This is a genomic window from Flagellimonas oceani (assembly GCF_011068285.1).
GTDB classification, from domain to species: domain Bacteria; phylum Bacteroidota; class Bacteroidia; order Flavobacteriales; family Flavobacteriaceae; genus Flagellimonas; species Flagellimonas oceani.
Genome location: NZ_CP049616.1, coordinates 1,713,229 through 1,726,073, shown reverse-complemented (window position 1 = coordinate 1,726,073; position 12,845 = coordinate 1,713,229). Strand labels below are relative to the sequence as shown.

The window sequence follows — 12,845 nt, the reverse complement described above, 5'->3', positions numbered from 1 at the left end:
ATGGACAAAGTAAAGGAGATTGTATCGGAAATCAAGAACGGTAATCCAAAACCTATTTATTTTTTAATGGGGGAGGAGCCTTATTATATTGATAGGATTTCCCAATACATTGCCCAAAACGTGCTTACGGAAGACGAAAAGGGCTTTAACCAGATGGTACTTTATGGCAAGGATACCACTATTGACGATATTGTTGCCAACGCGAAGCGCTTTCCCATGATGGCGCAGTACCAAGTGGTGATCGTAAAAGAGGCACAGCACCTCTCCAGGACCATCGAAAACCTTGTTTCCTATGCCGAGAACCCCCAGCCGACCACCATTTTAGTACTCTGTTACAAGTACAAAAAACTGGATAAGCGAAAAAAACTCTACAAGGCCATTAAAAAGAGCGGGGAGCTTTTTGAAAGTAAAAAACTGTACGATAATCAGGTTGCCGATTGGATCCGCAGGACCTTGGCGGGCAAAAAGTATAAGATTTCCCCCAAGTCCTGCATAATGTTGGTGGAATTTTTGGGAACCGATTTGAGCAAGATCAGTAACGAACTAGACAAGTTGACGTTGATCGTACCGCCTACCACGGAAATAACGCCGGAGTTGATCGAGGAGCACATAGGAATAAGTAAGGATTTCAATAATTTTGAGCTAAAAAAGGCGATCGGGGAGCGTGACGTCAAAAAGGCATCACGAATTATTGATTACTTCGCCCAAAACCCAAAGGACAACCCTTTTGTTGTAACGGTCACATTACTGAATACCTTTTTTACACAGCTCTTACAATACCATGGCCTTAAGGACCATTCCCCCGGTAACGTGGCCAAGGTACTTGGTGTAAACCCTTATTTCGTGAACGAGTACGTGGTGGCCGCAAAAAATTACCCTATGAAAAGAGTGAGCGGTATAATTTCCAGTTTAAGGACGTTGGACCTCAAGGGCAAAGGGGTAGGGGCCAGTAACATGGCGCAGGCCGATTTACTGAAGGAACTCCTTTCCGAAATAATCTAAAGATTATTTTTTGTCCACGCTGTACTTACCCGGACCCAATAGCATGATAACCACGAACACGGTAAGGTATAGCAAAGCCATTTCCTTTCTTCCGAAAGGGTCGGCGCCGTGGATTACAAACCCTGCCACAAACATGGTAATTGCGGTCGGGATGGCGGCCCATCTTGTTTTAAAACCTATAATGATCAATAACGGACATACAAATTCCGCTACAACGGTCAAAAACAATGTTGGAGCTTGGCCAATACCAAAAGGATTGGCAAATTCCGTATTTCCGTTGATCAGATTCATAAGTTTTGGATAACCATGGGTGAGCATAAATGCAGATGGAACTATTCTCAATATTGCAAGACCCAAGTGTATCAAAGTATTGTTTTTCATGTGGGGAAAATTAATGCACGTGAAAATATAAATTATGTTTTAAAAAACGCAACATTAATTGACGAAAAGCACTTTTGAATTGACGGATAAAGAAAATCAACGCAATTCGGGATAGGAATTTGGGTCTGATTCGTGCATTATTTGGTACACTTTTTCAAAAATGTCCTCGGCATTGGGTTTGGAAAAGTAATCGCCATCCGATGCATAGGCCGGTCGGTGGGCCTTGGCCGATAAGGTTTGTGGCGCACTGTCCAGATACTTGTACCCACCTTGCTTTTCCACTACCTCTTGCATTAAATATGCGGAACAACCGCCCGGTACATCTTCGTCTATCACCAAGAAACGGTTGGTTTTTTTTAGGCTTTTAACCACATCGTGATCCAGATCAAACGGTAAAAGGGATTGGGCATCGATCACCTCGGCATCAATACCAACTTCCAATAGGTCGTTCGCTACTTTTTCAACAATACGTAGTGTTGAGCCGTAGGACAACAGTGTAATGTCCGTTCCCTCCTTTAAGGTTTCCACTTTTCCGATAGGGGTGCAGAATTCACCAAGGTTAGAAGGTTTTTGTTCTTTTAAGCGATAACCGTTAAGACTTTCTATGATCAAAGCGGGTTCATCACTCTTCATAAGCGTATTGTAAAACCCTGCAGCTTGGGTCATGTTTCTGGGCGCCAAGATGTACATTCCGCGTAATAAATGGACCAATCCGCCCATGGGGGACCCGGAATGCCAGATACCTTCCAAGCGGTGCCCGCGCGTGCGAACTATGAGCGGTGCTTTTTGCTTGCCCACGGTCCGGTACATTAAGGTGGCCAGGTCGTCGCTCAAGGTTTGGATGGCATAAAGTATATAATCCAAATATTGTATTTCGGCAATGGGACGCAATCCGCGCAGCGCCATGCCAATTCCTTGACCTATTATGGATGTTTCGCGTATCCCGGTATCGGCGACCCGCAGTTCACCATATTTTTTTTGAAGCCCTTCCAGCCCTTGGTTTACATCACCTATGTTACCGGTATCTTCCCCAAAAATCAGTGCATTGGGATATTTGGTAAAGAGGGCGTCAAAATTGTCCCTTAAAATGATTCTGCCATCAACTTCCTCCACTTTGTCAGGGTATGATGGTGGTACGGCTGTTATCTTGGTGGCCTTGTTGTCCAGCTCATTGTAAAGATGCGAACTATATTGGGGCTCATTGGTCTTCAAAAAATTATTTACCCATTGTTGAAGCTGTTTTTTCTCGGGGGTCGATTCACCCAAAAGATAACGCAGAGCTTGCCTGGATTTTGAGGCCAGGTCTTTCTTCAAAGGCTCTTCAATGGCAATCAAATCATTTTTGGATTTGTTGATAAAAGCTCTGTTCGGGCTTTGCTCCGCCGCTTTTTCCAATAATTGCACCAATTCCTTTTTTGCGGCCAATTGAGGCTTTAAAAATTCCGACCATGCTTCTTTTTTGGCTGCGCGGACTTTATGTTTTATCTCACGCTCTACTTTTTTAAGCGCTTCTTCGGTGCTTATGCCATTTTCAATGATCCACTCCCTAAAACGTTTGTTGCAATCGTTCTCCCGTTCCCATTCCAAACGTTCTGCAGATTTATACCTTTCATGCGAACCTGATGTGGAGTGACCTTGCGGCTGTGTAAGTTCTGTGACGTGGATGAGCACCGGTACGTGTTCCTCGCGGGCAATGTCGGATGCATTTTCAAAGGCATGGATCAGTGCTGTATAGTCCCAACCCTTTACTTTCAGTATTTCATATCCTTTATGTTCTTCATCTCGCTGTAAACCGCTCATGGCCTCGGAGATATTGCCTTTGGTGGTATGGAATTCCGACGGCACTGAAATTCCGTATTCGTCGTCCCAAATACTGATCACCATCGGAACCTGCATTACACCTGCAGCGTTCAAGGTCTCAAAAAAGTGTCCCTCACTGGTACTTGCGTTGCCAATGGTTCCCCAAGCTACCTCATTTCCGTTTTTGGAGAAATTGGTCTGGTCTATGCCCTCGACATGCCTGTATATTTTGGATGCCTGTGCCAGACCGAGCAGTCGTGGCATTTGGCCTGCGGTACACGAAATGTCCGCACTGCTGTTCTTTTGTTCCGTTAAGTTTTTCCAAGTACCGTCCTCGTTCAGACTGTGGGTCACAAAGTGTCCCCCCATTTGCCTTCCGGCACTCATGGGTTCTTTTTCAAGGTCGGTCGTTGCGTACAGTCCATGAAAAAATGCTTTTGGGCTTAAATAGCCCAAGGCCATCATAAAGGTTTGATCGCGATAATAGCCACTTCTAAAATCACCATCTTGAAATGCTCTTGCCATGGCAAGTTGCGGAAGCTCCTTTCCGTCTCCGAAGATTCCAAACTTTGCCTTTCCGGAAAGTACTTCACGACGCCCCAATACACTGCATTCCCTGCTTGTAACGGCCGTCTCGTAATCCTGGAGGATCTGGGATTTGAAATCGTCAAAGGAGATATCGTTACTTGTACTAGGGTTAGGTTTCATGGATGATTCAAGATTTATGCAAACCTACTAAAAATACATCAAAATTGCAATATCCACTATCGTTAATAAATTTAGAATTTATTAAAAAAAGAGGATTAAAAATAAAATTATGATAACTAAACCTGGTTTTGTGCTTGTCGTATTATTGATTTGATAATTAAAACCACTTTCTAGTGAACAGTCCTGTTAGGGTTCTGGGGCTAATGGTGACTATAAACCGTATGCGTTCCCCATAGTTGTCCTGCGCTATTTCCCACCCTCGATTGGAATATACGGGGAAGTAGAGTTCAAAATAATCCGTGACCAAATTTAAACGTATGCCCGAATCGTAAACAAACCGGGTGTTGTCCCCCTTATTTTTTATGAAGCCCAAATCACCGTACGCTTCGATCCATCGCCAAATGTTGGTGCTTGCATTGGTCGTTGCGATCCAATCGTTGGCAAAAGGGTTTTCCAATTTTGATTTAAACCCGCCCTCGGCAATGATCACTTGCTGACTGTATAGCCCGGAATCCTCCGATCTGCCCAAATAGGCAAGATCGAACATGTAGTCCGTAGGCCTGTCCAAAGCAAAACTAAAAAAGTTGGATTGGGTCTTGTTCCTTAAAAATTTACCCGCATAAAAGCGCAAATTGAGCTGTCGGTTGCTCTGAAACAGTTTTCTGTATTCCAGCTCCAGGGCCAGTTTGGTAAATTCACTGGAATGTTGGGCATCTATGGACCATAGGGAATAGTTGAGGATATTGTTGTCCACGTCGGTGAACCTTACATTCATTACCCCATAATCCGGATCGGTATCCAATTCCCCGACAAGGCTCTCATCGATGCTCCTGTACACACTTCGGTACCTAAAAAGAAGGTTTTGTCTCCGATTAGAGCGCAGATCGTTGGGTCGCCACCCAAAACTTACGGCCGGGGTAATTGTGGTAAATCTTGAGTTTTCCTGAAAATGTGATGTGGAGGCCGAAAACGAGTAGTTGGTGACGTACAGCCCTGTTTTTTGATGATATTTACGATACCTGAATCCAACTTTTCCCACAAGTGTCCGCTCTAAAAACGAGTAGGTGGGCGATATATCATACTGGAACTGGCGCTCTAAAAAGGTTTTGTTGTACAATCGTAGACCAGGTGTAATGCCGTCGTATAGGTTAAAGTTTGCGATCGGAACATAAAAAACCTGATTGTAATAAGGGTCTTCCGTGTCCTTGAAGAATTGAAATTTCAACTTTTTGTTACTGGATAGCCAGCCGTTCAGTGTTTTCCAATTGTCCCGTTGATTGAATTCCGGAATTTTTTGGTCATAATTGAGCACCAAACGGTCTTCACTATTTCGGGGAATGGTAAAACTCCTTGTGGTATCTATGCCCGAAAACCAATACTGAGACACGACCGAATCGTTTGCCAGCCCAAAAACCGAGATGGGCACATTGGTGCCCCGCTTGTTTTTTAGGGTGAAGGTGATGGAATCTTCGGACTTTTGGATTTTTTTGATTTTAAAGTCTATTTTTTTGTCCGTGGAAACATATTCGTCAAAGAACCAATCAACATCTTTGTCCGCATATTTTTCGATGGTTTTTCTAAAGTCTTGGGAGCTTACACCCTGTTTTTGCTTGTAATTTTTGTAAAAGTTCAGTACCGTGCTATCTATTTCCCTTTTGCCCAAATAGGCGGATAAATAGGACATTCCAAGTCCCGCCTTATACCCATTGGCGATTTTTTCATTGAACTTGATCAACGAATCGTTGGAGGTCGTCAACGCCTGGTCAATGTTTTTCCGGGCGGACAGCATGCTGAACAAGGCGTATTGTTCGTTAAAATCCATTTGGGCCAAATGAAAGTTCTTCAATCCCCAAATACGGGAAAGTTTTCCGATCAGTTTTTGATCTGGATAATGCTCCTCCACAAACTTGATCATAAGGTAATACCCAATGGCATCGTTTACCCATCGTTCTTTGCGTGGATTTAGATATAATGATTCCTTCAGGTAATTTCGGATGGCGGTTTTTAAAAATTTCATTTCAAACTGGAATCGCTCTTCGTAGGGCCTTATAAAAGAAGGAAGTTGACTGATTCCGTAAAGTGGCGACCTGTTGTAGTCATATTCGCTTACCAAGAGATTATCATGGGGGTATTCCCCTAAGTTCTCATAAAGAAACTGTGAAATATTGTTTATGGATATGCCCTGGGCTATTTCTTCGTATTTGTTGGACTCTATATCCGTAGTGATATTTAGATGGCCCGTGATGTGTTTGGTGAACCTTTCATCAATGGTGAGGATAATTTCACAACTTTTTCTTTTATCGCCAAATAGCTGTACGTGCTGGCCACCTGGAAAATTGGAAACAACAGACATACGATAATTGGAGGCCACATATAAAAGATTCGGAAAAGTGAAGTTGATTCGTGTGTCGGTGATATCGGTATAGAGATCGTCCAGGTTCATATTATCGTAAAGTTCCCAATCTCCATTTGTAAAAACTGCAGGGGTAAGGTACCAGTCCTTTAAATTATATCCGTTGCCGGTATGTCCATATCCAGTAAACTTGGCTTCGGGCAATTTAATGGTGTAGGTAAAAAACAGCTTAACAGACTCTCCGGGCTTTAGGATCTGGTTTAGCTTCACGGCAATGATATCCGTGTTTCCCCTTCTTTTCCAGTCCAGTCCCGCGTAGTTGTTGTCCACAATGGTCTTGATGGTGGTATGGCCCCGTTCCCTGTCCTTTGCCAAGTGCAAGCTCCTGTTGAACTCTTCTCCAAATCTTTTGGCCAGTGCCGTATTTTTGTTGGAATAGGCATGGTTCCAGTCGTTAAAATAAAGTGTTGAAAGTCCTTGGGATGATTGATTGACGTAGGTGAAATGCTGCCGTATCCGAATCTGATTGGTAGGTCCATCGAGCGTGGCCACAATCTCATTTTGGTGTTGCGACCAAAGTGTTGGGCACACCATAAGAATAAGCATAAAAATGCCGGGGAATGTACGATGGTTGATCAACGCGATACGATTAAAAGTTTGGACTAAGGGTTCTGCCCTTGTAGAAGGCATCTATAATTTCTACCACTTCGTCTTCTGTGTCCACCAATTTGATCAGGTCCAAGTCCTTTGGGCTAATGTTGCCCGCTTCGACCAAGGTATCTTTGATCCATTCCATCAAACCTTTCCAAAAATCGGTGCCCACAAGTATAATGGGGAAGGTGTGTATTTTATGGGTCTGGATAAGGGTGAGTGCCTCAAAAAACTCATCCAATGTGCCAAAACCTCCCGGCATTACCACAAAACCTTGCGAATATTTTACAAACATCACTTTGCGCACAAAAAAGTAATCAAAGTCAAGGCTTTTGTCATCATCGATATAAGGATTGTCGTGCTGTTCAAAAGGAAGGTCAATGTTCAATCCAACGGAAGTGCCCCCCGCTAAGTTTGCCCCCTTGTTACCGGCCTCCATAATTCCTGGGCCACCACCGGTGATCACACCGTAGCCAGCTTCGGCTATTTTTTTGGATATTTTTACGGCCAAATCATAATAAGGATGACCTTCGCGAACCCTTGCCGACCCAAAAATGGAGACACAGGGACCTATTCTGCTCATTTTTTCAAATCCATTGACAAACTCGCCCATAATTTTGAATATGGCCCATGAATCGTTCGTCTTGATCTCATTCCATCCTTTGGAATGTTGCTCTCTTCGCATATGCATAACTTTTATTTAAACTGCGCGTGCAATTTTTTGTTTCGTATTTTCCAGTTCTTTCTTTAAAAATTTGGCGGTAAAGCTTTTCTTGTCCTTGGCCACTTCTTCCGGCGTACCTGTAGCAACAACCGTTCCACCTCCTCTTCCTCCTTCATATCCTATATCGATGATGTGGTCCATCATTTTGATCACATCCATGTTGTGTTCGATTACCAAAATAGTGTTGCCCTTGTCCACCAAACGGTCGAGTACGTCCATAAGCACCCTAATGTCTTCAAAATGCAAGCCTGTTGTTGGTTCGTCGAGGATGTAAAAAGTGTTTCCAGTGTCCCGTTTGGAAAGCTCGGTAGCTAACTTTACCCTTTGGGCCTCTCCGCCAGAGAGGGTAGTGGACTGTTGCCCCAATGATATATAACCCAAACCTACATCTTTTATTGTCTTAAGTTTACGATGAATTTTTGGAATATTCTCAAAGAAATCCACTGCTTCATTGATGGTCATTTCCAAAACATCGGCAATAGATTTACCCTTGTACCGTATTTCCAAGGTTTCCCTGTTGAATCTTTTCCCGTTGCAGGTTTCACATTCCACATAAACATCGGGCAAGAAGTTCATTTCAATGACTTTAAGGCCGCCACCCTGACAGGTTTCGCATCTTCCCCCGGCCACATTAAAGCTAAAACGCCCCGGTTTATAGCCGCGAATGGTTGCTTCGGTAGTTTTAGCGAAAAGTGAGCGTATTTCACTGAAGACTCCGGTGTACGTAGCGGGATTGGATCGTGGTGTACGTCCAATCGGCGATTGGTTGATGTCGATGACCTTGTCAATATGCTCCAGCCCCTTGATTTTTTTATAGGGCATCGGTTTTTTTACGCCATTGAAATAATGGGCGTTCATTATGGGGTAGAGGGTCTCGTTCACCAAAGTGGATTTCCCACTACCGGATACCCCAGTAACACCGATCAATTTTCCCAAAGGGAAATCCACCGATACATTTTTAAGATTGTTGCCCGTGCAGCCCGATAGCGTAATTTTTTTACCGGTTCCCTTACGTCTTTCTTTCGGGACGGGAATTTCCAGCTCCCCGGTAATATACTGTGCGGTCAATGTTTGTTGGTTCACCAAATCTTTTGGACTTCCTTCGGAAATGATTTCCCCACCATGCTTGCCCGCTTTGGGACCAATATCGATGACGTGGTCCGCACATTCGATCATATCACGGTCGTGTTCCACCACAATAACGGAGTTTCCAATATCGCGTAGTGCTTCCAAGGAGTGAATCAATCGTTCGTTGTCTCGCTGGTGGAGACCAATACTGGGTTCATCCAAAATGTAAAGCACACCCACCAATTGCGAACCTATCTGCGTAGCAAGTCGAATACGTTGCGCCTCACCGCCTGATAATGACTTGGAACTTCGGTTCAAGGAGAGATAGTCCAGCCCCACATCCAATAAAAACCCGACACGGGCTTTGATCTCTTTTATGATTTCCTCCGCAATCTTCTTCTGATTGCCTTCCAACGTATCTTCCAAATGCTTGAAGAAAGCGGCAAGCTCGGCAATATCCATCTGTGCCAATTCGGCAATGTTTTTGCCATCTATTTTAAAATAGAGGGACTCTTTTCGCAAACGGGAACCACTGCAACTGGGACATTCCACCTTGTCCATATAATCTTTGGCCCAACGTTTTATGGAAGTGGAGTTGGCTTCTTCATACTGGGTTTTGATGAAGTTGGAAATGCCTTCGTAATCAATTTTATACTGTCTTTTTACGCCCAGACTTTTGGAATCCACTTCAAAACTCTCTTTGCCACCGTTCAAAATAACGTTCATGGCTTCTTCCGGAATCTTTTCAATGGCATCCGTCAAATCAAAATTATAGCGCTGCGCAATGGTTTCAAGTTGTTTGAAGGCCCAAGATTTTTTGTATTCGCCCAAGGGGGCAAGTCCTCCCGATTTGATGGATATTTTTTTGTTGGGGATGATTTTGTCTTCGTTTACTTGGTATACATGACCAAGACCATTGCATTCGGGACACATTCCCTTCGGCGAGTTGAAAGAAAACGTGTTTGGCTCGGGAGTGGGGTAGGAGATGCCCGATGAGGGACACATTAAATCCCTGCTGAAATAGCGAGGTTCGGTTTCGCCCTCTTCCAAAACCATCAAAACATTGTCCCCACTGTACATGGCCGTATTGATGGTCTCGCTCAAGCGTTTGTGGAAATCTTCGCTGTCACCGACCTTCAAACGATCTATTACAATCTCGATATCGTGGGTTTTGTAGCGATCAACCTTCATCCCTTTGGTAATGTCGGTAACCTCACCATCGACCCGCACCTTTACAAAACCTTGCTTTGCAATCTGTTCAAAAAGTTCGCGATAATGCCCTTTTCTGGATTTGATGACAGGTGCAAGCACATTGATTTTCTTGTCCTTGTATGATGCAATGATCAAATCCTTGATTTGCTCATCGCTGTAGCTCACCATTTTCTCGCCCGTATTGTAACTGTAGGCGTCACCGGCTCTGGCAAACAGCAATCGAAGGAAGTCATAAACCTCTGTGATGGTACCCACCGTGGAGCGCGGGGATTTTGAGGTGGTTTTCTGCTCGATGGCGATTACTGGGGACAGGCCATCGATTTTATCCACATCGGGACGTTCCAGTCCGCCCAAAAATTGTCTCGCATAGGCCGAAAAGGTTTCGATGTACCTCCGCTGGCCTTCCGCATAAATGGTATCGAAGGCCAAAGAAGATTTTCCGCTCCCCGAAAGCCCCGTGATGACCACCAGTTTTTCCCGTGGAATGGTGACATCTATATTTTTTAGGTTATGGACCCTTGCGCCCTTAACCTCAATATTTTCCTCGTAATTGATCATAAATCATAGCAAACCTCAAATGTAGCGATTTGGGATGTAAAAACGAAGCCGATGCCCGTTACCATTTTGATAAAATAAACAGTAAGTTTATCGGATAAATTTTTTAAAATGAATCCTAAGTTTTTGTTACAGCGCATTTTGCCGTGTTTTATGTTCTTCCTCGGTCTTGCCTTTGGTTTGGGGCAGACTCAACAAGTAATTGTTGATGCCGACACAGGGAACGAGGTGGATGATTTTTATGCCCTGGCACTTATTTTGGCGGACTCCAGCACCGAGGTGTCAGCTTTGAATGCCGCACATTGGCAAACCAGCCATTGGGCAGTAAATCGGACCATGGAAAACAGTCACCGCCTAAACCAACAACTATTGGGTGAGATGGGATTGCAGGTAAAAACCCTTCGGGGCGCGCAAGCCCGCATGTACGATTGGGGGGATAGGGCACAACACTCTGCGGCGGCCTACAACATTATAGCACAAGCCAAACAAAACAAGGAAGTAACGGTTTTGGTCCTGGGCGCGTTGACCAATGTGGCATCCGCTGTTTTTATAAGCCCGGAAATTGCTGAAAACCTTAAAATATACTGGTTGGGAACCACCATTGATTTTGACACCAACGTGCTCAAAAGAAATGACTTCAATGCTTTGATGGATCCATTTGCACTGGATTATTTGTTGGACTCCAAGGTAGATATGAACATAATGCCCATAAACGTGGCCGTTGATATGGAAATTGGATATGAAGAGCTTTCTCAGGCCATTGGAAACACAAAACTTGGCAATTTTTTGATCAAACGCTGGGATGACCATTTGGATGGTGCCCGAAAAAGCAGGGTTTTGTGGGATTTGGCGTTGGTATCTGTGTTTTTAAACCCTGAATTCGGCAAAACCACCATCGTGCAAACATCTCGGGATAGTGGAAATCGTAGAGTTACATACTACAGTGCCATTGATGCGAACGCGATTTACCAAGATTTTTACAAGGTGTTGTCGGCTTTTGAAAAACGGTAGTTTTTTTGAGGAAAAAGTTATGGAAATTTATAGATTAGGGTTTTAATTAAGTAACAATATCAAAATGAAACTACTAGGCATAGGCTCCAGAATAGACCATCCGGAATATGGAAAAGGGGTGGTCACCAACGTATCATCCAAACATTATTGGGTCACTTTTTTGGAAAATGGATTGGAAACCATTGATTTGGACGCTGAATTTGAAGTGATCGAAGCCATAGAGGAGGAAGTGGACAGCGTTAGCTTTTTTGATGTGGAGCGCTCCTTGGTGAAGATTCTCGAAAAGTGGAGCGACACGCACGAAAAAGTGGCCATAGCCGATAAATGGAAGGGTGGCAAACTGATTTTGGAGCCGGATGATGGCACGGCCAACAAGGAAATGCCCATTGAGACCTTCTTCCATAAAATTGTGATGGTACGCGACCGCATCCGTGTGATGGAGCAAAAAATAAACAGCAGTAAAAACCTGGACGATCAAGAAAAGGTGGATTTACAGCAATACATTACCCGCATTTATGGCAGTTTGACCAGTTTTAATGTACTGTTCAAGATCAAGAATGATCATTTTGTGGGGGAGAAGGGCAAGGGATGATTAAACCGCCTCCTTTTTCTCACTCAAATACTTCCAATACCGTTTGGGTACATGCTGCGTATGAAGCTTTGGGTTGATGCGCGAAGCAATGTTGGTGCTTTTAAAATAATCGTTCCACAGCGTCTGGTATTCGTATTCCTCAGGAGCAAACGCATCACTTTTTACCGTTTTGTTATGATGGATGTCTTTCAGGTTGAGGGAAACCATTTCCACGTGGTCCAAATCGTAATAAATGCCATATTTGCGCTTTACGTCATAAATCAACCATTTTTGATCCGCATAGCGGTCACGAAAATGCTTGGAGATCAATGGTAAAACATCAAAATCAGGTTCAATATTGGCAAAGTAAATTTCATCCTTGGTCAACTGAAAGCGTACAAAGGCTTCCATACGATGTTTTTCGCGACCCACTTTTTTTGCCAATTGGGCAATATGCAGCACTGTACTGTCCGAATAGTCCAAATACTTGCCGTTTTGCGTCCTCATTAGCTTTTGAATGTAGGTATAGAGCATCATTTCCACACCCTCTGTCTCGCTCAAAAAAGCAAAGTACACATTGGAAATGGCATTGTGGCTCTTGTTGCGGATACCGTTCCAAACCCGTTTGGCCTTTTCCACGTGCGTAAACACGGTTTCGGTCTCAGAAAACAATCCATTTTGGGATTGATTGTTCTTTTGGATGTCGGCCACATTGATTTTCTCATCAAAGGCGACGAAGACGGAGGTCAGAAATCCATTAAAACTTCCGTCATAAACTAAGGTTGTTGTAGCATTCATACTATTTATTG

9 protein-coding genes are annotated in these 12,845 nt (G+C 43.8%); 3 read left to right on the top strand and 6 right to left on the bottom strand.

The genetic code is table 11. From position 1 onward, the window contains the following. Positions 1-1,002 carry a DNA polymerase III subunit delta gene (holA, locus tag GVT53_RS08045; protein ID WP_166248165.1) on the top strand — a complete coding sequence of 334 codons (1,002 nt, stop codon included), beginning with the start codon at positions 1-3 and terminating at the stop codon, positions 1,000-1,002. A 3-nt stretch (positions 1,003-1,005) separates the two neighbouring features. Here holA and GVT53_RS08040 read toward each other — a convergent pair whose 3' ends face one another. The 5 genes from GVT53_RS08040 to uvrA all read right to left on the bottom strand — a co-directional run bounded on the left by GVT53_RS08040 (position 1,006) and on the right by uvrA (position 10,457). Continuing rightward, the gene (locus tag GVT53_RS08040) at positions 1,006-1,383 is read right to left on the bottom strand and encodes a DoxX family protein (RefSeq protein WP_166248164.1); all 378 of its coding nucleotides are present in this window, start codon (positions 1,381-1,383) and stop codon (positions 1,006-1,008) included. 96 nt (positions 1,384-1,479) lie between these two features. Next, entirely contained in the window at positions 1,480-3,891 is a 2,412-nt protein-coding gene (locus GVT53_RS08035) for an alpha-ketoacid dehydrogenase subunit alpha/beta (protein WP_166248163.1), read from the bottom strand. Positions 3,892-4,048: 157 nt separating this feature from the next. After that, complete coding sequence (locus tag GVT53_RS08030) at positions 4,049-6,934, bottom strand: gluzincin family metallopeptidase (protein ID WP_166248162.1); 2,886 nt, start codon at positions 6,932-6,934, stop codon at positions 4,049-4,051. Beyond that, entirely contained in the window at positions 6,894-7,580 is a 687-nt protein-coding gene (locus GVT53_RS08025; protein WP_166248161.1) for an LOG family protein, read from the bottom strand. Before GVT53_RS08025 ends, GVT53_RS08030 begins: the two co-directional genes overlap by 41 nt. Before the next feature lie 15 nt (positions 7,581-7,595). Beyond that, positions 7,596-10,457 carry an excinuclease ABC subunit UvrA gene (gene uvrA / locus GVT53_RS08020; RefSeq protein WP_166248160.1) on the bottom strand — a complete coding sequence of 954 codons (2,862 nt, stop codon included), beginning with the start codon at positions 10,455-10,457 and terminating at the stop codon, positions 7,596-7,598. Positions 10,458-10,565: 108 nt separating this feature from the next. Between uvrA and GVT53_RS08015 the strand changes: the two genes are divergently transcribed. Together GVT53_RS08015 and GVT53_RS08010 are read left to right on the top strand one after the other, a co-directional pair. Next, complete coding sequence (locus GVT53_RS08015) at positions 10,566-11,465, top strand: nucleoside hydrolase (protein ID WP_166248159.1); 900 nt, start codon at positions 10,566-10,568, stop codon at positions 11,463-11,465. A 64-nt stretch (positions 11,466-11,529) separates the two neighbouring features. Then, positions 11,530-12,057, top strand: coding sequence for a hypothetical protein (locus GVT53_RS08010; RefSeq protein WP_166248158.1), 528 nt, complete (start codon positions 11,530-11,532; stop codon positions 12,055-12,057). On the opposite strand, the gene GVT53_RS08005 is transcribed toward GVT53_RS08010, so the two are convergent. Further along, positions 12,058-12,834 carry a TIGR03915 family putative DNA repair protein gene (locus GVT53_RS08005; protein ID WP_166248157.1) on the bottom strand — a complete coding sequence of 259 codons (777 nt, stop codon included), beginning with the start codon at positions 12,832-12,834 and terminating at the stop codon, positions 12,058-12,060. It abuts the gene before it with no gap. Positions 12,835-12,845: the final 11 nt, after the last annotated feature.